The following is a 21,002-nucleotide window of genomic DNA, read 5'->3' as shown; positions in this document are numbered from 1 at the left end:
TCCTGTTATGACGAAATAGAGGATAAGAAGATGGTATAGAGGAAAATCAGGGGAATTTGAACAATCAGCAAAGAGAGAATGATCAAAAGGCACCACCAATAGGAGAAGCGCTTATTGCCTTCTTTCACTTGTTCTTCGATCAAATTCTTTTGATAGCCGTAAGCAAAGCCGGCAATAATAGCCGAATAACTAATCGGAATGATCGACTTTGGGATATGCTCTAAGGCGTATGTTGGAATAAAAGCCAGAATCGTTAAAATTCCCATAAGCCCTAGGAGGCCTGCGGCATAGCATAGTCTAGCATAAGCCGGCTGGCCGGACTGCATATAGTTCCTGCCCAAGAAATAGCACCCCCCAATAGGGCCTGCAAGATAAGCAGCTAAAAAAATTTGGCTGTGATCCCAAAAATGCTGCACTTTTTTGGAGCGGATTTGGCTGATTTCTGTTTCCATGTAAGGTCCTTTAAATCAAAGAGAAGACATTGTGCCAGATCTATTCTTTTCAAGTGAAAGGAAATTAGAGCGGCATCCGCTTACTCAATAATGGCTTTTTCGTCTTCATCGACAAGAAGATCTAACGCCAATGCTTTTAAGCCGCCTTCTTCATACAATTTCTCTTCGTGCTCGCTTCCCTCGCAAGGGGAAAATTGGAGTATATCGATGCTCACCACTTTGCCATCCGGACTGATCTCAGCCGCTTTTTCAAAAGATCCATAATAACCGGCTTCTCCATAGCACATTTTTTTACTCGAGCTTGTTAGATAGACCTCTTCGATTTCGGGATATAGCTCCATTGCTTTGTCGACCACGTTGCCGCTTGTAGCAGCCTGATGATACAAGATCATATTCTCCCGTATGATTGCGTCCCCTTCAAAAATCATGCTTGAATGCCGGTCGCCGCCATAAATGGTATCGGCAATTTTAAGCGTATCGCCTTCCCGTTTAAGGATCAGCAGGCCTGTAAATTTGCCCAAGCAGCCTGTTTCCCATGTATAGGCTCTGACAACATGGAAATCGTTGTGGATGGAGCCGATATATTCCCATTCAAAGACAGTTTTTGGTGGACGGTAAGCGTCTGTTGAATCGATCTCTTCTTCGCTATCAGCCGGCGCACTCAGCTTTTCCTCGTATTCAGCTAAGCTTGCCGGAATATCCAGCTCTAGGCTTGGTTCGCCAAATCCAGCGACAGCAAAGCCAAAGAAATCTTCTAAAATGGCATCAGGAATGGGCTTTCCTTGGTATAACAGTTGGCCGGGAAGTGAAGACTGGGAAGGGGGAATTTCTTCTTCACAGAATCCCAAAAAAGGAATGGACGCAAGCAACAGGAAAGGGAATAGGCGCATGGCATTCTCTTGAAATTTATTTATTAATAATTTAGATAAACTTTTGTATGGAAAAGGTAAGTCTTATTGATTTTGAACTATTCAGTATGCGAATTTAACGTTTATTTTCAAATTCAATTTTTGAACTTATTTCGGTATATATTTGCTAAATAACTTTTATTTCTAGGAAATGGTATTATTTGTGATAAAAGCTCTTCTTGCATTCAATCATTGAGGAAGTTTTATGCTTAAAAAGGTTCTATTCGCTCTGTCTATCTGCCATTTTTGCACGTCAGCCTCTCTTTCAGCCGATGACACGTATTGGGATGCCCGGCTTGTCCGCTCCTATGTCCATCACTCTGAAATGCAGCGAAGATGGGCCATGGCGTTTTTAGCTCCCCATTTGCGCCAGCTAAGGGGGGATGAGTCCATTTTGGATATTGGATGCGGCGATGGCAAAATCACAGCAGATGTCTCCAAGTTTATTCCTCAAGGCCAAATTCTAGGCATCGATCCGTCCTTGCCCATGCTCGATTGGGCGCATAAGCAGTATGGCTCTTTAGAATATCCAAACCTATCCTTCCAAGAAGGGGGATTTTTAGAGCCAAACCTTGCCGAATCCTTTGACTTAATCATCTCTAATTGCGCTCTGCAGCATTGTGCTGATCAATCCCACGCCTTTAAGAGTATGTCCGGCTTGTTAAAACCAGGCGGAAAAGTTTTAATCATGATTCCTGCCATTGACAATCCAGCCTGGAAGCAGGCACGGAAAATTATGCAGTCTTCCCCCAAATGGGCCGCCTATTGGCAATCAATCCCTCCTAGAAAATTTCTAACGGTTGAAGAGTATGCAGATTTGCTCAAAGGAGCGAATTTTTTGCCGCAGCGAATAGAAAAAGTTTCAACGCAAGATTCTTTTATTGACCGCGAAGAGCTGTTAAGCTTCCTATTGGGAACTTTCACGCCTGCCGTTCCGCCTGAAATGGCCAGAGAATTTTATAATGGGATGATCGAAGAATACCTACGCTTGCTTCCTGAAGCCATGAATGCCGAAGGCGTAATTGAAATGCGGTATGGACGCATTGAAATCGAAGCCATTAAACAATAAAAATATCCAACTTGCAATCTATAAACTGTGGGATCTTGCCGGCGTTTATCATGGAAATTGAGCGGAGCATCCAACCTATCTTATTAGAAGCCAGCGAGCTGGCTTCATTAGCTTCAAAGGCTTTTCCTGCCGGGTCTCATTTTGAACGCTGGGAGCTGTTAAACGGAGGCGCGCAGAATACCCATTACAAGTTTGTAATGAATGAGCAGGCATTTGTTTTAAGGCTTTATGCGAGAGAGCGTGAGCTTTGCAAAATGGAACAAGCCTTGCATGCATTAGTTGAAAAGACTGTGCCGACTGCCAAGCTCATTTATGCAGATGCCAATCATCATCCATGGGCTTATGCGATTTTTACGTTTGTGGATGGCATTCCTCTTTACAGAGTAAATAAGGAGTTTAAAGCTCCTCTCTCTTATGAATTAGGCAAAGCCTTGGCATGCATTCATTCCTTTCGCTTCCCGCAAGCCGGATTTTTTGAAGAAGAATTGAAGATCGGGCATATATTTGAAGAGGGCTCTTCTCCTTATTTTGAAGAATCCGTCCGCGTGCTGTCCTATGCAGGCCAGGCAAGAGAGCAGCTAGGGGAAAAATTGAGCGATGACATCCTTTCCTTTATGCGGCATAACCAATCGAGTTTCCCCATCGTCCGTGGCAATAGCTGTTTGACGCATGCGGATTTCAAGCCGGTCAATTTATTCTATGGGGCAAATGGCAAAATCATTGTGCTGGACTGGGAATTTGCGCATGCCGGAATAGGGATCTTGGATTTTGCCATTCTCTTGCGCCATCGCCATCAGTTTCCCTTGGACTTGCAAGCGTTGAAGGAAGGGTATACGCAAAATGGCGGAGTGCTTCCCAATGACTGGCTTCGCTTAGCCCTGATCACCGATTTTGTCAATATGCTGACCATGATGGATAGCCCGCCCGGGCATCCCAAGCTATTTAGAGAACTAAGGACTAGCTTTGAAATGACAATGAGGCACTGGGACTGTCTTGACCATCTTTTTCTAGGACATGACGTTAATTAGGCTATGAGCCCATATTCAAGTTCTTGCCTCCACTTCTTTGCGCATTTATTCTATGGCATATTTGGAAGTATAAAGCGGATGGGCAAGCGCCATTGTTTCTTGAATGATCTCTTGCAGCTGTTTCAACGAAACTGCCAAGGCCTGATCTTTCCCAGGGCAACAGAGGATGGAATGAATGCGTTGGGAATAGTCCCTTGGCTTTATAGCAAAAGTATCGATTAGACTTAAAATGTCTTTGTCGGTAGCAAAGTAGATCTCATTCAAAGCGAATAGTACTTGCGTCAATTCTGCAATCATCCGATTGATGCAACCCACCGTTCCATAGAGACAATTGCGCTTTAAGAATTTTTTTGCATTGAAAGAGGTAAACTCAATGCTCCATAAATGCCCTTGCACAAGGGCTTTTTTCAATGGCTGCGGATAGGCTTGAATGGCTTGCTTAGCCCACGCTAATTTGCCTTTAGGATCGTATAAAATAATATTCTGGCGCAAATCGGCCAAATATGACACGCTGAAGAACCCATGGGGAGGCTGCTGCCTAAAATCCCAAGCAAATTTTCCTTGCATGGCTTCTTCTATCACCTTTTCGACTTGATCTAGATTACGGTATAGCCAATCCACTTCTCCGCAGGAGGTATTTAGCCAAGCGCCTCCATTCACCCACTGTCCCCATTCGTAAAAATTGGTGACAATCAAGTGAGGTGTAGAATCAAATGTCCGGGCAAGGTTGCGGATCTGATCGATCGAAGGCGGTGATGCCTCTGAATAATAAATTCCCAAATCAATGTCCGAAGCGTCTGTTGCAACTCCGCGGGCGTATGATCCGCCCAATGCAATTGCTTCGATACCTTCAATATCAGCTAAAGAAGCGAGCATTTGCGAGACAAGCAGTTGTTTATTTTGGGGGAGGCAGTTCATCTCTTCATTACTCCATTAAGCATTGGATGAATCGTTATGAAAAATATGGTAAAACACTAAACCTTAAACAATTCAAGACTTTTTAGAGCTAACTCTTTCATGCTTAAGCGCATTTTATAATGGCGTACGGGATGCCAGGCTGCAGTGAACTCGCCGATTATTTTGAATCCCGCTTTTTCATAGACATGGATGGCCCGCGCATTTGTCGCTTCCGGATCGATAAGAACTTCAGCCACGCCTGAGAAGTGATTCAATAGAAAGGATTGGATCATGGGAACAGCAAGCTTTTTTCCTAGAAATCGCTTATCGCAAATAAAGAGGTCTAAAGTAATGGCACGCCCCTCTTCTTGGCACCATTGTGCAAGATCGGCATCCTCAGCCGAGTCCTTCTGAACTTCCGAAGTGATGAGATAACCAAAAGGAATGCCATTGCTGTAAGCAATCCAGTGCTTGCAAAGGGAAGAGCCGGCGAAGAATTGATCTAAGTCATTTAAGGTATTTTGCAGTCCTTTTCCATGTAGCCATTCCCGAATGTGGTCTTGCGCCAGCCACTTGATCAATAAAGGCTTTTGGTTTTCCATCATGTATGCAAAGGTGAGAATGGACTCCAGTTTTGTTTCCGACATTTCGCATCCCTTCTTTTTAAAATAACAGATATTTATTATACCGATTTCTTTTTGTCATGTCTATTAAGGCTAATCTTATGATTCATTCACTTTGTCGTTATGTTTGTGCCCTTTTGCCCTGTCTGCTAGGCGTTAGTCTATTTGTCCATTCTTCAGACACTCGCCTCCCTCATGCCTGCACACAGCTGATGATCTCTTCCCCTGTGTCTTTGGCCGATGAACCGGTATGGATAGAAGTAAGGGGATTAGCTCCTTTTCAAATCGCTGAAATACAAGCGGAAACAGTGGATAATAAAGGAGAGAAGTGGCTTTCATGGGCGTTGTTTGAAGCAAATGAAAAGGGAGTCATTTCTTTGAGTAAGGCAGAGCCGATTGCTGGAACCTATGTCCATGCTGATTCCATGGGACTCTTTTGGTCCATGAAGCCTGTCTCTAGTCCTTTTGATTCTTTTAAGATGAAAGGCGATTGGGACGTTGATTTAAAGGTATGGGTAAATGGCCAAATAACGGCTCAGCAAAGCATTAAGCGTCTGCGCAAATTACCCGCTGTCCAAAAAATTGAGGTAAGAGAGGAGGGGCTTGTGGCCTCTTTCTTTCTTTCTTCCCCCTTCTCAAGATCCGCTTCCGGTCATTATTACTCTTAGCGGATCGAATGGCGGTTTAGGGGAAAATCGCGCCCAGTTACTCGCTTCGCATGGATTTGCCGTTCTTGCCCTTGGTTATTTTGGAGCGCCGGGCTTGCCGAACAAACTAGAAAATATCGATCTTGCCTTTTTTGAAAAGGCTTTGAATTGGCTTAAACAGAGAAGCGATGTGCAAGGAGATCGAGTAGGGATCTATGGAATTTCAAGAGGCGCTGAGCTAGCCCTTCTTTTGGGTAGCTTATTTTCCGATAGGATTCAGGCCATTGTCGCCACTGTTCCGAGCGCAGTGATATTTGGAGGCGGATTAGGAAATAGACCAAGTCATGCATGGATTTATGAAGGCAAGCCTGTTGGAATAACGGCGCCTATACCAAAAATAGAGCTAAGCCACGGGCAAGGATTAGTTCCAGAGGATCCGATTGTAACGACTCCTGATTTTTTAAAAAGTATGCATGATTATCCGGATGCCTATCAAGCAGCTGAAATTCCGGTCGAGAATATCGAAGCGGCTCTAATGCTCATTTCCGGGGGAGATGATCAGATGTGGCCTTCTTCTATTTTTGCCGGGAAAGTCATGCAACGCTTGGATGAGAAAGGTTCCGCCATTGAACGCGTTCATTTAAGTTATCCATTGGCCGGCCACCAAATCAGTCTTCCTTTTTTACCGTCAGAATCCGTCTATTATCATCCGCATGGCAAGCTTTGGTTTGCGATGGGAGGAACACCTGAGCAAGATGACTTGGCAAGCCGCGATTCTTGGGTGAAAATCATTCATTTTTTTCATGCACATTTATGAGCCGAAGTTGACTTATGTAAATGCTTTGCGTGGGCAATCTTATGGAGTTTATCAAATTATTGACATTCAGGCTCTCAAGCACCGACTCATCTTGATTTTACGAAGAAGCGTGAGGGAAGAAGCTTCAGGCAAAAAATAGGATTTACCAGAGAAACCCAAAAACCTAGCAAGAAAAAGCGGAATAATAAAGCCGTCACGGGCTGTGAGGGGAACGATAAGGATATGGCTGCCTCACAAGCGAACGTGCTTGCTACTCCAATCACTGCTCTTAAAGTATATTCTTTAGCGCTTGCAGGAGGCGATAAAAAAAGTTGGCGAGAATAGGCTATCCATGCGCCAAGGCCAAGGCCCATTGCGACACTGCAAATGTGAAAGGAAGAAAGGGAAGGATGCAGGATAAAAAGGACGATGGGAGCGGTTTGGCTTAATAGAAGCAGAGAAATGGGCTGAAGGACTTCAAGTTGCCTTTCAATAAGAGGACCCAAATAAGTGTAAGCTGCCCACAAGCCTACTCCAACTAGCCAGCCTGCCAAAATATCACTGGGAAAGTGCACGCCTAAATACACGCGCGAAAAGGAGACAAGGATGATATAGGTTGCGGCAATCAGCCATTTCCAGTTGCTTTTCGCTGTATTTAACAAAATTCCGGATAGAAGCATGACGGTCTGAGCGGCTCCGCTTGGAAAGCCAAACCCGCCGACTTGAATAATGCCGACATGCGGATCAAGATGGAAAGGGCGCGGGGATTGGAAAAATTCTTTTAAGGTTTGATTGAAGAGGCTACTAAGAAGCAAAATATAAAAGAGGCGAAGCCCTGTTCTCCAGCCTTGTCCCAACCAAAGAATGGGAATGAGGAAGAAGAAAAATTCTGGACGGTCGAAGACGTTCAGCCACTTAAACAATTGATCGGACCAAGCTTGTCTAAACTGATGAATAAAATGGATGAATTCCAATTCAATCGCATGAAGCATATTTTCTCGCTTATTCCTTAAATGTATAGAAGTTAAATCTATCGAAAGAAGATTTTCCAATATGCAAAGAATTTAACTCAAACGTTCTTTCTGGAATTATTTATCAAATGAAAATAATTATTTGAAATTGTTGAGGTTATTTAAATCCTTTCTATATATGTAGCATTAAATAAATCATTACCCATATAGAAGCCTATTTATGATTATTGTAAATGCGCTACTGGCTGCTTTGATAGGAGCCTTTGTCGGAAAATTTTTGGGATTTGTCGTTCACTATCTTCCTCTGATTATTTTGGAAGGGTATGAAGAGGGGAGAGAGCCGAGAGATATTTTTAGATGGTTTTTTTCTACTCCTGTTTGTCCAAACTGTCAACATTCCATTGAAGGCGCATACAATATCCCCATTTTGGGATATGTGCTATCAAAGGGAAGGTGCCCTCATTGCCAGAAATTAATTGGAAAAAAGTCCTTTCCGCTTGAATTGGCGGTGGCGCTGCTTTTTGGCCTAACGGTGCTTTTCTTCTCTTTTAGTCCTTTTGTTCTATTTGTTTTATTGATCAGCTGTGTATTGATGTGTTGCTTCATTACAGACCTCGATCACGGCATTTTGCCCGATCAGTTTACGTTGACATTCGTATGGATTGGATTGATTGGATCCTTATATCCGGTTTTTCTCACTCCGCGCCAGTCGATTATTGGCGCTGTAGCAGGATATGGAGTTTTTTGGCTATGCAATGAAATTTATCGCTTTTTCCGTCATCGGGACGGCATGTATCCGGGCGATTTCAAACTCAACGCGGGGATTGGAGCATGCGTGGGAGTTAAATGGCTTTTTATTATCATTGGGATTTCGGTTTTTGCCATGCTTGTGGGAAGCCTGGCCCAATTCATTTATTCCAATCGCACTCTTCATGCAGGCTATCTCTATAAAGAAATCGCCTACGGCTGCTATGCTTCCGTCGTTACCTTTATTGTTCTTTATCTTATGCTGGCTGGATTCGTTTGATCTATTGATCGTTAGACTATTATGGACAGCTTCTTATAGATGGTTTATTGAGCTAACCGGGCAGCGGTGTAGGCGCCATAATAAGGCCCTCCCGGATCGCTGCGGACAAATCGGAAGTTATTGATAAAATGCACCTGAATATATTTTCCAGAGCCGCCAGCCGCATAATCGATGTGAAGAGGGGCAAAAGCGACGATGGGCTGAAAGGTGCCCGGATCTGATGCTGCCGTCACAGCGACCATGGCATCTTTGTTTGTGGGCACATAACTGTAGACATCCGTTTTAACTCCAGGAGCCATCCACACATTATCACCAATGCTCAACGATTTCGGATTGCCGTTAGTGATAAGGCTAATAAGGGTCGGGCTGTCATTGGTGGCAAGGTTAAACGTCGACCATCCGCCTTGAGATCCGGCTGAAATTTGGAAAACATAAGGCTGTCCCATCTTTGGATCGATCATGGGCTTGTTATTGGCCTTATCCCAATACGCATCGTAGACGTTCTGTGCCATGGCGGCGGGAAAAAGAGTATTGGCTTCGACCGTGCGTGGCGAACCGATGACTGCCACTGCCGAGGCGCTGACATTGACTGTTCGGATTCCAAAAAATGGGCCCTAGAAATAATTTGATAGGGCCTCCATTATTTCCAGAGGATTTAGAAATAGTGACTTTTACAGCGGGAGCATCATTGTTGGTAGGAGTGCTTGTTGTCGGCGAAAGAGTTGAGTTGGATCCTGTCGAATTCCAATAACCAGTCGTCACTGTGCCATTGGTAAGAGCTATGCCATCGACTTGATTGAGCGTAATCGCACTTGTTGCTTTGCTGCTGGCTAAGCTCCAATTTGGCCCGCCGCCTGAAGCGGAAGGATACAAGTATCCGGCACCGGAAAGAACCGCTGCATCAGCCGCATTTTGAAGTTGATTGCGAACGACGAAGACATGTCCAACATCAATGCTTAAAGCCCCCAAAGCCAGTAAAACAGCCACCATTGTGGCAAACATAATCAGTGCTTGTCCTTTCTTGTCCTTTAGTGGGGTAAGCAAGTTCCTGGCCTTTTTCATGAAGGGCTTTCTTCCTAGTTAGACAGGCTTATTCTTAAACCTTTATTCATAAGTCATGACGCTTGTAGCAGTCAGTGTGTATTGCTTGCCATGATTAATCAGGTTGTGCAGGACGAGATCTGTATAGGTATATCTTACGACAACCGTGAGTGTATCGCCAAACTTCTGAGAAGAAGAAGAGGCTGTGACGGTGACATTGACATTAGTGGGGATTGTACTAAAAGTAATTAAATGGTTTTGGCAATAGAGATCAAACCGGCAATTAGCACATACTCCACCATGGTGGCACCCTTGATTTTATTTAATGAATACTTAGATATTTTAATTAATTCTATTTATATTTTATTTATTAATAGAAGGGTAATTTTTTTAATCTAAAAAGGTTTTTTAAAACTTGAATCTAGCAGTTTTTAAAAAATTCTTTAAGAGGCTGTCTAGGATCTCAACTCCTTGTACAACACTTTAGAATCGCGGAAAAATTTTTACACATTTATAACTAAATTCATTACAAAGCACCCTATTTCAGATTGGGGATAGTCTCTAAAAAAGCTTGATTGTTTACTTGATGAAGGGAAGATCCCAATTTTTCGCATAATTCTTGCATTTTCGCTAAAATTTCCTCTCGTTGAGAAGAAACAGCTAAATTGGTTTGGAAATGCTGAATAAAGGTTGGATAAAGCAGCAGTTTACTTTTTTGTTCGGGTTCTTTTTCCAAAATAAAAATAAAGGATTCGTCATTTTTTTCTACTTCATCTACGGCATAATCATCGATAAAATCTCCTACCGAATAGAGAATAAACCGGTTGTTATAACTTTCAACGCCTCGGAATATGTGCGCTGAATGGCCAAAAACCAAATCGGCTCCGGCTTCAATCAAAGCGTGGGCAAAAAAGGAATGGTCTTTAGGAGGTTCATATCCCCAATTAGCTCCCCAGTGTGCCGAAATAATTAAGAAATCGACTTCTTGCCGCATATTTTTAATCTGTCTAAAAAGGTCTTGCGCCCTTCTATCCTGTCTATCGGTAGGCACATAAAAGACTCCTGGTTTATTCTCTTGCGCTTCCCAGTCCGGTTCATTATCCGTAAAAGCAATCAAACCAATTTTCTGGCCTTTTATATGGCAAATGGCAGGCCGTGAAGCCTCTGCTGCATTTCTACCCGCACCGGCATGCAAAATATCATGTGCATCGAGGACATCGAGCATGCGCAATAGGGCATCTTCTTCGTAGTCCAAAACATGGTTGTTGGCCAAAGAAACCAAATGAATGCCGGCGGTTTGCAGGGAAAGGACGTTCTTTTCATCCGAACGGAAATGAAACATTTTGGGTGTGGCAGACCAAGGACGGCCTATATTGGAAAGCACACATTCTAAGTTGCAGATGCGCAAATCTGCGCTTTGCAAAATGGGCAGGCAATTTCCCCAAGGATAGGCTGGGGAGGCTTGTTGGAGCATTTTATTTACTAGACGCCCTAGCATGACATCTCCCATGAACGCGATTTTCATTGTTCTTACTCCTCATCCTTATTTTTGTCTTTGAATGGCACATCTAACACCTCCTTCTTCATATCGCTTTTAAAGCTGATTGGCAAATAAAAAGAAGAGAGAGTACTGCCTTAAAGATAGGCTTGACTTGTTTTTATAAGAAAATATCTGACAGGTATAGAACGAATATGATTGGTAAATTTTATTTGCCACTGCCCAGTCTCCGCATGTTAATTTGCAGGATGGCGTCCAAGTTGTAAATTTTGAATATATAAGTTGTTAAATGTCAGAGTTTTGGTTTATGGGTTTTTGTTTTAAAAAATAATTTTGACAAAAATAGGGGGAAATGGCTAATTCGAATTTAATTACACGTTAAATTAAAGGAGGTTTGCAGCAACTTGTTAAAAGGCTACATTAAGGAAGGCGATAATGTAAGCCTTAAATATCTCTAACTTGATTAGAAATCTTAATAAAGAATTTCTTTCTTCCGAGTACTGTTTGTTTCTACTCTTCATTATACATTGAATGATGACATAAGAATGGCTGATAAATAAAAATGTTTGTCAAATGATAAAAATAATAAGAATTTAACAAACATAATCTGTAATAAGCGGATAAGTGAGTTGCCATTCAGTTATTCATTAAAGGACATTAAGCTGTCTGGAGGTAGGTTAACTAGTTCTAGATGGAAAATCGAAAGCCTATGCTCGCAAATAAAGAGAGGATTTCGGTTAATTTCTGCTGCCTGGAAGTCGCTAAATTCCTGCAGACAGTTAAGTTCCTTCCCTAGCCTTCATTAGTGGATTGTGGCATTGCTGTTAATTTAATGACAGAGGCTAAAAAGCAGGCTTAATAAATTATATAAACGACTGGAAAAGATAAGATTTTCCTTATGAATTATTCTATCTTTTTTGTGGTAAATGGGAATCTCTTTAATTCCTATTTAACCGCTCAAAACTATTTAAATGATTATTCCTGCTCAGATAATTGCGATCCTTGCGCATCGGGTTGCCTGAGTAGAACGCAAGAATATTTGATTGGAGGAATTGCTGTCGCAGCTTTAGGGGTGGGGGGCTGCAACAAAAGGACATGGGCATCATGGACGAGATGGGGAAAGAGGGCCTCCAAGGGCCATCGAGCGCTTCGGGCAATTCGGGTCTGATAGGTCCAGTAGGTCTTGCCGGACTCCCAGGGCCAATGGGGCCTCAAGGTGCGATTCTCCAAGATCCTGTGGGACCGGCTTCCCTTAATTTTTCTTTTACTGTAGTGACAACCGATCTTGGCCTTCCGGCGCTTACAGGAACAGTCATTGGTTTTGTAACTATGCCTACAGGGGATATTGTCACGACCACGCCAATTCCTTTGATACCGACGACTTTAACAGAAGATATTGTTATTCCGTCCCCAGCTCCAGTAGAAGTTTATACGGCTACTTTTTTTGTTGATGAAATTAGCCGGGGAACCCTGAGCCAGTTTGGGACTTTGATTATTACTGAGACTGATAAGCCACATACGGCTTTTTATAACGTAGCCGGGGGCTTCCGGAATTAGGGGGCAGCAATTTACATTTGATTATACCTATAATCCCACTCTTCCTTGATTATGTGTATAGCCTAAATCTGCCTTGAATAATTAGTAAAAAATATAATAATAACATAATAATAATTAACGTCAGTTCGACTTTAAAGTCTTATTCGTGCGAGTCCAGCATCCGCTTGCTCTGCTTGATAAATAAGTCTTAAAAGGTCGGACTGACGTTGTTTATTTTAGATATTCTATTTATTTTAAGTATGAAATGATTAGAATTGCCAATGGGAGGCTCCCTTTCGTCGCACCTGGAGAAAGAACGTGTCACTCAATTGAAGCGGGAAGCTCTTTCTTTTTCATCGATTGCGGCAATTTGATGAGTATAGCTGGTTTGATACGACCAAAGCCGTCACGCCTTTAATCCCGTCCTTTACTTCGCTAGGCATATCCGATATTTATCCATTCGGACTGTGAAGAATTAAGGATAGGCTTTGCCGGCCAATCAGTTTGTTTGCGCATGATTTTCCGATATAATCTCTACTTTTACTCCATCAAAAATCCGATCGGACGGAATCGTGATAATGCGGTCATTTTCCTGCAAACCCGACGTAATCTCCATCTGCTTGCCGTAATCGCGTCCGATTTGCACTTGTCTGAGGTGGACAATATTGTTTTCATCGACGACGGCCATGTTTGGAAATCCAGCGCGAATGATAATCGCAGTGGTGGGAATGATGAAGTTAATTGTATCGGGTTTTAAAAAAAACTTCACGCGGCCAAACAAACCGGCATAAAGAATGCCGTCCGGATTATCGACATCCACTTCCGTCAACAAAGTGCGGGCCGTAGGGTCTAAGGCCTTGGCATAGCGGGTAACGATGCCTTTGAAGGTCTTTCCCGGAAACTCAGAAACAGTGATTTCTGCTTCAATGCCTTCTTTAATTTGCCTAAAATAATTTTGGGGAACATCGACAAAAAAGCGGATGGTGTGCGTCTGCGCTAATTGAAAAAGCTCTTGCGGCGTCCCATTGATATTGCCATAAACTAAAGAGCCGATGTCGACGTTCCTTTGAATGATGACTCCGTCAAATGGTGCATAAATATATTTAAATTGCTGCTGATAAGTCAAACGCGAAACATTTTTTTCATTCGCTACGACAGTTGCTTCGGCCGCTTGATAGTTGGCTTGGTATTGATCGACTTCTTGTTTGGAAACAGCTTCCCGATTTTTATTCCACAATCGCTGCCAACGGTCGTTCGTAATCTTTGCGATGTCCCTTACAGCAATGGAATTGAGGAGGTCCGCCTGCGCTTGCGCCACTGCTTCATCGGTTTCGGGGGTATCGATTTCAGCCAATAAATCGCCTACTCTGACGGGATCTCCAATATCGACCAAATAACGGATCAAATAACCATTCACTCTTGCCCATATGGGGGTAATATGCCAAGCTTGGGCCGAACTAGGCAAGATGAGTTCGATGGGTTTTGTGTTGGGTTTAATGACTAGGACAGAAACTCTGGGAAGAGGGGCTTCGGCTGCAATGGCATCGATGACTTTCTTATTAGATAGGCGCGGAAGCCAGCCAAGCAAGAATAAAAGGGTAAGACCCGCTGCAATTCCTAAGATGAGCAGCCAGCCGCGGCCCGAACGTTTTGGCTTAGGTTGAACTGGCTCCATTAGTCTATTCCTTCATTTTCTAGTGTTTGATGTTCCGGTGGTTGATAAGGACGCGGCTTGGCATGCAAATAAGGGTTTTCCTTATGGCGCAAGAGAGAAAAAATGACCGGGACAAAAAATAGAGTCGTCAAAGTGGCAACAGCCAGCCCGCCGATGACTGCCCGCCCCAAGGGGGCATTCTGTTCGCCTCCTTCTCCGATCGCCAGGGCCATGGGAATCATCCCAACAATCATAGCCAGGGCTGTCATTAAGATGGGCCTAAGCCTTGTAAGAGCTGCTGCATGGATCGCTTGGATGCTCGTCTTGCCTTCTTTAAGCTGGAAATTGGCAAACGTCACCAATAAAATGCTATTGGCAGTGACCACTCCTACGCTCATAATCGCTCCCATCAAAGAAGGGATGTTGAATGTAGTTCCCGTTAGAAACAGGCTCCAAACGATTCCAGCAAAGGCTCCAGGAATGGCCATGATAATGACAAAGGGATCCAGCCAGGATTGAAAGTTAATGACCATGAGGAAATAAACCAACATGACGGCAAAAATAAAGCCGATCCCTAACTTTTGAAAGGCCGTTTGCATATTTGACACAAGGCCGCTGACCATGATGCTATTGCCGGGCTTCATTTTCTCTTTATAGCTATTGACGATCGTCTGAATGTCAGAAGCCACTCCGCCGAGGTCGCGCCCTTGCACATTGGCATAAATATCATAGACAGGCTGAATATTGAGGTGGTTGACAACGCCTACTGTCGAGCGGCGCTCGAGTTGACAAAGATCGCAAAGAAGTTGGGACTGCTGCGTTAGAGGGCTGGAAATGGGGATGTGCAAAAGGCCTTCTACCGTATTCACGCGATATTTTGGATTTTGTACGGCAATCAGATAGGGGACCCCGGACTTCCTATCAAGCCAAAAATTGGGAGTGACTGTTGTGCTGTCACTGAAGTTGATGAGAATATCATTGGTGACATTCGACTGGGTCAGGCCTGCTTTGGCTAGCTGCATGCGGTCTACATTTAGGAACAATTCTGGAAAATCGACGACTTGATGAATGTGCGCATCGGCAGCGCCCGGGATATGGGAGATTTTTTCAACCAATTCTTGCGCAATCTTTAAGTTGTTCTCTTGATCATATCCGACGACTTTTACATCGATAGGCGATGGCAATCCCAAGTTTAAAATTTGGTTGACCATGTCGGCCGGCTGGAAATAAAACAGGAGGTTGGGGAATCGATTACTTAAATGTCTGCGCAATAAGGCCATGTATTCCTGGGTAGAGTATTGCCTTTCGCGCTTGAGGGAAACGAGGATTTCGCCATCATAGCCCCCCACCGTTGCATTGTCTCCGAAGGCAAGCGTATAGGGGACGGGATTCATTCCAATGTTGTCCATCAGCATTTCAATATCGTCAGGCGAAATGACTTTCTTAATTTCATCTTCCACATCATGAAAAATCTGCTCGGTCACTTCTATTCTTGTTCCCGAAGGCGCGCGGACATGCAGACGCAGCTGGCCGGCGTCAATGGAAGGAAAAAAATCTTCTCCAATAAAGGGAGAAATAAGCAAGGCGCTGGCAAAAATCAATCCGAAGGCCAATAAAACAATCGGGCGGTTGTCCAATGCCCATTGAAGTGCGTTTCCATAATGATGGCGAAAGCGGTGGAATCTTTCTGAAAATCTGACGTGATAGCGGTCTAGCGCTGTTTTAGGCCCTCCACCCGTATACATATACATTTCAGGCGGCAAGATGAACTTGATCATGACGGGAACGAGCGTACGCGAGAGAAAATAAGAGGCGGCAATGGCAAAAACGACTGCCAATGCAAAGGGCGTGAATAAAAACTTGGCGGGTCCGACGAGAAGAACAACCGGCAGAAAAACGATGCAGATAGATAAGGTAGAGACAAAGGCGGGAATGGCCACTTCATAGGAGCCATCCAATATGGCCTGCTCTAATGGCTTGCCGGAGCTGACATTGCGGTGGATGTTCTCAATGGCAACGGTTGCGTCATCGACCAAAATCCCGATCGCAAGAGCTAGCCCCCCCAGCGTCATAATATTGAGCGTTTCTCCAATGAGGCTAAGGAAAATGATAGAGGTCATAATTGATAGGGGAATGGAAACCAAGACAATTAACGTGCTGCGCCAACTGCCCAAAAATATGAGTACCATGGATCCTGTCAAAGCTGCCGCTAACACGCCTTCGATGACAACCCCTTGAATGGCTTTTTTGACAAAGACGGATTGGTCGAAAATCAAGTTGATGTTCATCCCCTTGGGTGCCGCTGCCTGGATAGTCGGGAGAAGCTGCCAGACCTGATTGACAATGTCTAGTGTAGAAGCAGCGCCATTTTTGAGCACTTGCATGAGGACGGATTTGGCTCCATTTTGACGGACAACATTTGTCTGAGGCGCAAATCCGTCATGGGCAAAGGCGACATCGCGCAGAAAAATGGTTGACTGGTCCACTTTCCCCACAGGAATATCATTAAAGGATTCCGGCTCAACCGGAGTATTATTGAGGTTGACGCGGTAGTCATAATTGCCAATGCGGGCGTCCCCTAAAGGGGTCGTCAACACTTGGCTGAGAAGCGCGCTATTGATATCTCGAGCCGATAGCCCGCGCGCTTGAAGGGCATGCGAGTCGACATCAACCATTAATTGACGGACCTTTCCGCCGTAAGGAGTCGGCAGTGTCGCACCTGGGATGGTGGCAATCGACTGCCGTATGCGCCAGTTTCCGTAGTCATAAAGTTCCGATTCTGTAATTGTCTCGCCGGATAAGATCATTTGAATGATGGGAACCGTATTGACGTAATAGCGCAAAATTGTCGGGGGAAGCATGCCGGGAGGCATGCGCCTTAAGATAGCCTGTGAAGCGGCGGTTGATTCGGCAATTGCCGTTGGAATATCGGCATACGGATGAAAGTACATGCGTACTAGTCCGACCCCATCGACTGTTTGGGATTCGATTCTTTCAATATCATTAACATTATTGGACAGCGTATATTCGCTATATGTGGTAATCCGCTGGGCAAATTCTTCTGCCGGCAAGCCGGCATAGGACCAGATGACGCTGACAATGGGAATATTAATATTCGGAAAAATATCTTTAGGCGTGACGACCATAAAGACAGAGCTCAAAACTGCAATGAGCAGAGCAATGACAACAAAAGTATAAGGGCGCCTAAGGGCAAGTTCAACAATCCACACGGCAAATAAAAATTTTATTTTAAAATCACAATATACTTTTTAAAATTGGATTTGGCAAATAGAATCTAATTGATTGATCATTTGTAAATATGTTCTAAGAAAAAGCAAAATTGCCTGCTTATGGGATGATGGATTGAATGAAAGAAAAAAATCGGCAAAACCGTTTGAATACAGATCTTGTGGGAAAAGCATCCATTCATTCCTTAAAAAGAATGGCCGCCTATTTAATCTATTTTGCACTTGGATTCGGTGTCGTCTTGACGGCAAGTTGTTCGGTCGGCCCAGCCTATCGTCCTCCTTCCATCGAGATTCCCTGCGAGTGGAAAAACCAGCAAAATCGCCAGTGCAAAGAGGAGGAAGCCCAAAAAAATCAAGAATTCGCTTATCTGGATTATTGGTGGCAAGTCTTCGATGATGAAAAGCTGGATGGCTTAGAAGCTTTAGCCATTGAAAACAATAGGGATTTATTTATCGCTTTTGAAAGAATTCAAGAGGCCCGCGCTTTGGTCGGCATTGCAGCGGCAGACTTTTATCCTCAAGCTACCGTTAATCCCTTATTTACAAACACAGTTCAACTGAATAAAACATTTAGGAATCCTGCGCTTACCAATCTGGCAAACACAGGAACAGCTGGAACAGTTGGCACAGCCTTGGGAAGCAATCTTTTCCGGATCCATGAAGTGCTTTATTCACTCCCGTTTAATTTCCGCTATGAAGTGGATTTATGGGGCAAAATCCGAGATCGCTATCGCTCGGCCGTTTATGATTGGCGGGCGATGCAAAAAGACTATGAAGTCGTCATGCTCAGCCTGACTTCCAATCTTGCCATTGCCTATTATCAAATACGGGCGTTGGATAAGCAATTAGATCTGCTGTCAAAAGTCATTCAAACCCGTCAAAAGGCGTTCAATATCAATAAAGACCGCTATGAAGGAGAAATGACGACCTATGCGGATGTCACTTTAGCAGGAGAAGAATGGGATGCCGCGCGGCTCCAATATGAAGAGGCGGCCCGCCAGCGGAAGATAATGGAAAATGAAATCGCCATATTGCTTGGCGTTCCTGCGTCCGACTTTTCCCTGGAATCCATGCCCCTTCAGGGAAGCCCTCCTTGCATTCCGGCCGGCATTCCCTCCGAGGTCTTATTGCGGCGCCCCGACGTGGCCGAAGCCGAGTATAATGTCTTATCCGAGCATCAGCAGGTCAAGCTTGCCTATTCTCTGTTTTTCCCTTCTTTGACGTTGACCGCCACAACGGGATTTGAAAGTCCGGTATTAAAAGATTTCTTAAAATGGATAAGCCGCTATTGGTCGAATAGTACGGAGATTGATCAAATTGTTTTTGATGGGGGAATGACTTATTATAATTTTAAGCTGCAGATTGCGCGCTTCCAAGAGGCAAGCGGGAATTATCAGCAGCAAGTGCTGACGGCTTTCCAAGATGTCGAAAATGCATTGGGCGATCTGGAGTCTTATGCCAAGCAAGAAGAAATCGCCCAGGAAACTGTTAAATGGGCGCAAAAAACGCATGCGCTTTATTTAGACCGCTATACATTGGGAGTCATCTATTATATTGATGTTGCCAATACGGAAAGGGACTTGCTTAATTTTCAGATCGATCTCAATGCCTTGCAAGGGTTGCGCTTTGTCGCGACCATTCAATTGATCCGAGCGCTTGGCGGCGGGTGGTAAACTTATCAAATGGCTATGAAATGGAAAAACAACTAGAAACGTATCTTTATGAAAATATTCCTCTTTCCCACGCCATGGGAGTCCATGTCGTGCAGGCGTCTTTAGATAAAATTGTTTTGTCTGCTCCTCTGGCCAATAATATCAATCACAAGAAAACCGCTTTTGGAGGCAGTTTACATGCTGTGGCGACTTTGGCCGGCTGGTGCTTAGTCCATATCAATTTAAAAAAAGCCTGTCCGGAGCCTTGTCAGATTGTCATTACCAAAAGCGAGATCGATTATCTGGGTCCTGTTGAGGCGGATTTTCAAGCCGTTTGCCTGATGCCGGCAGAAGAGGAGTGGCAACATTTTCTCAAAGTCCTGAAAGTGAAAGGAAGAGCGCGTATCCATTTAGCAGCGTCCATTTATCACCGCGATCGATTGGCTGTCGACTATCGCGGAGTATTTGCTGCCATTAAAACTAAGCCAGGCATTTAGACAGCTCACATGTTTAAGGAGCGCCATGCTGAAGAGACTTTCCTACGATGCGGTTATTGTTGGATCAGGTCCTAATGGACTCGCCGCTGCCATTACACTAGCCCAAGCCGGACTGTCGGTAGTCGTTTTGGAGTCGAAAAAAACGATTGGAGGGGGCATGCGTTCAGCCGAGTTGACGCTTCCCGGATTCGTTCATGATGTTTGCTCGGCTATTCATCCTCTGGGCCTTGCCTCGCCTTTTTTTCACCCTTTGCCTCTTGCTGAGCATGGGCTTAAATGGATTCATCCTGTCTATCCTTTAGCTCATCCATTTGATGAAGGGCCGGCGGCTATTTTAGAGCGTTCGATTGAAACGACATCCCATACCCTGGGGATAGATGCTGCAGCCTATAAGCGCCTCTTGGGGCCGCTTGTCGCGCATTGGCATGATCTGACGATCGATATTCTCGCCCCTTTGCACTTTCCTCATCATCCCTTCCTCTTAGGCCGCTTCGGCCTGTTAGGCCTTCGATCAGCCGATCATTTAATAAATAAATGGTTTAAAGCCGAGCAGGCGCGCGCGTTTTTTGCCGGGCTTGCGGCGCATTCCATTTTGCCGCTGGAACGCTCTTTGACAGCGGCCTTTGGGTTGGTTCTTGGCATTTTGGGACACGCTGTCGGATGGCCGCTGCCTCGTGGAGGCACGCAAAAATTTGCCGATGCGCTGGCCTCTTATTTTTTTTCTCTTGGGGGAGAAATCTTAACGGATTCAACAATTGAAGATTTGGACGATTTGCCCGCTTCCCGCGCAATTCTTTTTGATGTCACTCCCAGGCAATTATCAAAGATTGTCAAGCACCGCTTTCCCGATAAATATAGAAAGAAGCTGGCAGAGTACCGCTATGGTCCCGGCGTATTTAAAATGGATTGGGCGCTTAGCGATCCTATTCCTTGGAAAGCAAAGGAATGCTTGCGTGCGGGAACCGTGCATGTAGGAGGAGGATTTAACGAAATTGGCCTATCGGAGCGAAATGCATGGGAGGGAAAGCGATCGGAAAAACCTTTTGTTCTCATTGCCCAACCAAGTTTGTTTGACCCTTCCCGTGCACCGGTAGGCAAGCAAACGGCTTGGGGCTATTGCCATGTTCCCCATGGTTCAAGCGATGACATGGCAGAACAGATAGAATCGCAAATTGAACGGTTCGCACCCGGCTTTAGAGATTGCATCTTAGCGCGCAGCACGCGTTCCGCCCTTGAGATGGAAGCGTATAATGCCAATTGCATTGGAGGGGATATCAATGGAGGGGTACAGGACTTGGGTCAACTTTTCTCACGGCCGGTATCGCTGATTGATCCTTATGCCACACCTGTCCCCAATCTTTTTATTTGCTCGTCTTCTACCCCCCCTGGCGGAGGGGTACATGGCATGTGCGGCTATTACGCCGCACAATCGGCCTTGAAGACATGCTTTCGCTAAGC

20 protein-coding genes are annotated in these 21,002 nt (G+C 44.5%); 9 read left to right on the top strand and 11 right to left on the bottom strand.

The features are described from left to right. Positions 1-5 precede the first annotated feature (5 nt). Positions 6-452 (bottom strand): hypothetical protein, encoded by a 447-nt coding sequence (locus BN3769_RS09345; RefSeq protein ID WP_068469875.1) that lies wholly within the window; start codon positions 450-452, stop codon positions 6-8. 80 nt (positions 453-532) lie between these two features. Next, positions 533-1,342, bottom strand: a complete 810-nt coding sequence (locus BN3769_RS09340) for a hypothetical protein (RefSeq protein ID WP_068469873.1) — start codon at positions 1,340-1,342, stop codon at positions 533-535. A gap of 223 nt (positions 1,343-1,565) precedes the next feature. Here BN3769_RS09340 and BN3769_RS09335 point away from each other — a divergent pair, with 223 nt between their 5' ends. Further along, positions 1,566-2,429: a class I SAM-dependent methyltransferase gene (locus tag BN3769_RS09335; RefSeq protein ID WP_068469871.1), complete on the top strand. Its 864-nt coding sequence runs from the start codon at positions 1,566-1,568 to the stop codon at positions 2,427-2,429. Positions 2,430-2,479: 50 nt separating this feature from the next. Continuing rightward, positions 2,480-3,457 carry a phosphotransferase family protein gene (locus BN3769_RS09330; protein ID WP_068469869.1) on the top strand — a complete coding sequence of 326 codons (978 nt, stop codon included), beginning with the start codon at positions 2,480-2,482 and terminating at the stop codon, positions 3,455-3,457. A 45-nt stretch (positions 3,458-3,502) separates the two neighbouring features. Here BN3769_RS09330 and BN3769_RS09325 read toward each other — a convergent pair whose 3' ends face one another. Then, positions 3,503-4,375, bottom strand: a complete 873-nt coding sequence (locus tag BN3769_RS09325; RefSeq protein ID WP_068469866.1) for a nucleotidyltransferase domain-containing protein — start codon at positions 4,373-4,375, stop codon at positions 3,503-3,505. A gap of 56 nt (positions 4,376-4,431) precedes the next feature. Then, the gene (locus BN3769_RS09320; protein ID WP_068469864.1) at positions 4,432-5,001 is read right to left on the bottom strand and encodes a GNAT family N-acetyltransferase; all 570 of its coding nucleotides are present in this window, start codon (positions 4,999-5,001) and stop codon (positions 4,432-4,434) included. 77 nt (positions 5,002-5,078) lie between these two features. Here BN3769_RS09320 and BN3769_RS14765 point away from each other — a divergent pair, with 77 nt between their 5' ends. Together BN3769_RS14765 and BN3769_RS14760 are read left to right on the top strand one after the other, a co-directional pair. Next, complete coding sequence (locus tag BN3769_RS14765; protein WP_195155568.1) at positions 5,079-5,645, top strand: acyl-CoA thioesterase/BAAT N-terminal domain-containing protein; 567 nt, start codon at positions 5,079-5,081, stop codon at positions 5,643-5,645. Then, positions 5,581-6,441 (top strand): acyl-CoA thioester hydrolase/BAAT C-terminal domain-containing protein, encoded by an 861-nt coding sequence (locus BN3769_RS14760; RefSeq protein WP_154017873.1) that lies wholly within the window; start codon positions 5,581-5,583, stop codon positions 6,439-6,441. Before BN3769_RS14765 ends, BN3769_RS14760 begins: the two co-directional genes overlap by 65 nt. Positions 6,442-6,527: 86 nt before the next feature. On the opposite strand, the gene BN3769_RS14485 is transcribed toward BN3769_RS14760, so the two are convergent. Further along, the gene (locus tag BN3769_RS14485; protein WP_079989499.1) at positions 6,528-7,412 is read right to left on the bottom strand and encodes a phosphatase PAP2 family protein; all 885 of its coding nucleotides are present in this window, start codon (positions 7,410-7,412) and stop codon (positions 6,528-6,530) included. 199 nt (positions 7,413-7,611) lie between these two features. On the opposite strand from BN3769_RS14485, the gene BN3769_RS09305 reads away from it, so the two are divergent. Continuing rightward, positions 7,612-8,418, top strand: a complete 807-nt coding sequence (locus BN3769_RS09305; protein WP_068469861.1) for a prepilin peptidase — start codon at positions 7,612-7,614, stop codon at positions 8,416-8,418. Positions 8,419-8,462: 44 nt separating this feature from the next. On the opposite strand, the gene BN3769_RS09300 is transcribed toward BN3769_RS09305, so the two are convergent. From BN3769_RS09300 to BN3769_RS09285, 4 genes are all read right to left on the bottom strand, one after another. Next, entirely contained in the window at positions 8,463-8,930 is a 468-nt protein-coding gene (locus tag BN3769_RS09300; RefSeq protein WP_154017872.1) for a hypothetical protein, read from the bottom strand. Continuing rightward, positions 8,896-9,480, bottom strand: coding sequence for a pilus assembly protein TadG-related protein (locus tag BN3769_RS09295; protein ID WP_068469857.1), 585 nt, complete (start codon positions 9,478-9,480; stop codon positions 8,896-8,898). Before BN3769_RS09295 ends, BN3769_RS09300 begins: the two co-directional genes overlap by 35 nt. A gap of 517 nt (positions 9,481-9,997) precedes the next feature. Continuing rightward, positions 9,998-10,984, bottom strand: a complete 987-nt coding sequence (locus BN3769_RS09290; protein WP_068469855.1) for a CapA family protein — start codon at positions 10,982-10,984, stop codon at positions 9,998-10,000. Positions 10,985-11,932: 948 nt separating this feature from the next. Further along, positions 11,933-12,172, bottom strand: coding sequence for a hypothetical protein (locus tag BN3769_RS09285; RefSeq protein WP_068469853.1), 240 nt, complete (start codon positions 12,170-12,172; stop codon positions 11,933-11,935). Here BN3769_RS09285 and BN3769_RS09280 point away from each other — a divergent pair. Continuing rightward, positions 12,161-12,514, top strand: coding sequence for a hypothetical protein (locus BN3769_RS09280; protein WP_068469851.1), 354 nt, complete (start codon positions 12,161-12,163; stop codon positions 12,512-12,514). The two genes, BN3769_RS09285 and BN3769_RS09280, sit on opposite strands and share 12 nt — an antisense overlap. 478 nt (positions 12,515-12,992) lie before the next feature. Here BN3769_RS09280 and BN3769_RS09275 read toward each other — a convergent pair whose 3' ends face one another. Then, positions 12,993-14,168 (bottom strand): efflux RND transporter periplasmic adaptor subunit, encoded by a 1,176-nt coding sequence (locus tag BN3769_RS09275; protein ID WP_068469849.1) that lies wholly within the window; start codon positions 14,166-14,168, stop codon positions 12,993-12,995. After that, positions 14,168-17,377 (bottom strand): efflux RND transporter permease subunit, encoded by a 3,210-nt coding sequence (locus BN3769_RS09270; RefSeq protein WP_068469847.1) that lies wholly within the window; start codon positions 17,375-17,377, stop codon positions 14,168-14,170. The genes BN3769_RS09275 and BN3769_RS09270 overlap by 1 nt, the downstream gene beginning before the upstream one ends. A 137-nt stretch (positions 17,378-17,514) precedes the next feature. On the opposite strand from BN3769_RS09270, the gene BN3769_RS09265 reads away from it, so the two are divergent. Genes BN3769_RS09265 through BN3769_RS09255 form a run of 3 tightly spaced genes read left to right on the top strand, consistent with a single transcriptional unit; the run spans position 17,515 to position 21,000 of the window. Further along, on the top strand, positions 17,515-19,068 hold the full coding sequence (locus tag BN3769_RS09265; RefSeq protein ID WP_228840666.1) for an efflux transporter outer membrane subunit: 1,554 nt from the start codon (positions 17,515-17,517) through the stop codon (positions 19,066-19,068). Continuing rightward, positions 19,062-19,544 (top strand): YiiD C-terminal domain-containing protein, encoded by a 483-nt coding sequence (locus BN3769_RS09260; RefSeq protein ID WP_228840665.1) that lies wholly within the window; start codon positions 19,062-19,064, stop codon positions 19,542-19,544. Before BN3769_RS09265 ends, BN3769_RS09260 begins: the two co-directional genes overlap by 7 nt. Before the next feature lie 25 nt (positions 19,545-19,569). Next, positions 19,570-21,000 carry a phytoene desaturase family protein gene (locus tag BN3769_RS09255; protein WP_068469844.1) on the top strand — a complete coding sequence of 477 codons (1,431 nt, stop codon included), beginning with the start codon at positions 19,570-19,572 and terminating at the stop codon, positions 20,998-21,000. Positions 21,001-21,002: the final 2 nt, after the last annotated feature.

Source organism: Candidatus Protochlamydia phocaeensis (assembly GCF_001545115.1).
Taxonomy (GTDB): domain Bacteria; phylum Chlamydiota; class Chlamydiia; order Chlamydiales; family Parachlamydiaceae; genus Protochlamydia_A; species Protochlamydia_A phocaeensis.
The sequence above is the reverse complement of the archived record's forward strand: the minus strand, read 5'-3'. Positions and strand labels throughout refer to the sequence as shown.

Bases quoted from the DNA above. Each gene is read 5' to 3' on its own strand.
- BN3769_RS09295 (WP_068469857.1), bottom strand. From the start codon at position 9,480: ATGAAAAAGGCCAGGAACTTGCTTACCCCACTAAAGGACAAGAAAGGA.
- BN3769_RS09275 (WP_068469849.1), bottom strand. From the start codon at position 14,168: ATGGAGCCAGTTCAACCTAAGCCAAAACGTTCGGGCCGCGGCTGGCTG.
- BN3769_RS09320 (WP_068469864.1), bottom strand. From the start codon at position 5,001: ATGTCGGAAACAAAACTGGAGTCCATTCTCACCTTTGCATACATGATG.
- BN3769_RS14485 (WP_079989499.1), bottom strand. From the start codon at position 7,412: ATGCTTCATGCGATTGAATTGGAATTCATCCATTTTATTCATCAGTTT.
- BN3769_RS14765 (WP_195155568.1), top strand. From the start codon at position 5,079: ATGATTCATTCACTTTGTCGTTATGTTTGTGCCCTTTTGCCCTGTCTG.
- BN3769_RS09330 (WP_068469869.1), top strand. From the start codon at position 2,480: ATGGAAATTGAGCGGAGCATCCAACCTATCTTATTAGAAGCCAGCGAG.
- BN3769_RS09290 (WP_068469855.1), bottom strand. From the start codon at position 10,984: ATGAAAATCGCGTTCATGGGAGATGTCATGCTAGGGCGTCTAGTAAAT.
- BN3769_RS09340 (WP_068469873.1), bottom strand. From the start codon at position 1,342: ATGCGCCTATTCCCTTTCCTGTTGCTTGCGTCCATTCCTTTTTTGGGA.
- BN3769_RS09335 (WP_068469871.1), top strand. From the start codon at position 1,566: ATGCTTAAAAAGGTTCTATTCGCTCTGTCTATCTGCCATTTTTGCACG.
- BN3769_RS09300 (WP_154017872.1), bottom strand. From the start codon at position 8,930: ATGGCACAGAACGTCTACGATGCGTATTGGGATAAGGCCAATAACAAG.
- BN3769_RS09255 (WP_068469844.1), top strand. From the start codon at position 19,570: ATGCTGAAGAGACTTTCCTACGATGCGGTTATTGTTGGATCAGGTCCT.
- BN3769_RS09280 (WP_068469851.1), top strand. From the start codon at position 12,161: ATGGGGCCTCAAGGTGCGATTCTCCAAGATCCTGTGGGACCGGCTTCC.
- BN3769_RS09305 (WP_068469861.1), top strand. From the start codon at position 7,612: ATGATTATTGTAAATGCGCTACTGGCTGCTTTGATAGGAGCCTTTGTC.
- BN3769_RS09325 (WP_068469866.1), bottom strand. From the start codon at position 4,375: ATGAACTGCCTCCCCCAAAATAAACAACTGCTTGTCTCGCAAATGCTC.
- BN3769_RS09265 (WP_228840666.1), top strand. From the start codon at position 17,515: ATGAAAGAAAAAAATCGGCAAAACCGTTTGAATACAGATCTTGTGGGA.
- BN3769_RS09345 (WP_068469875.1), bottom strand. From the start codon at position 452: ATGGAAACAGAAATCAGCCAAATCCGCTCCAAAAAAGTGCAGCATTTT.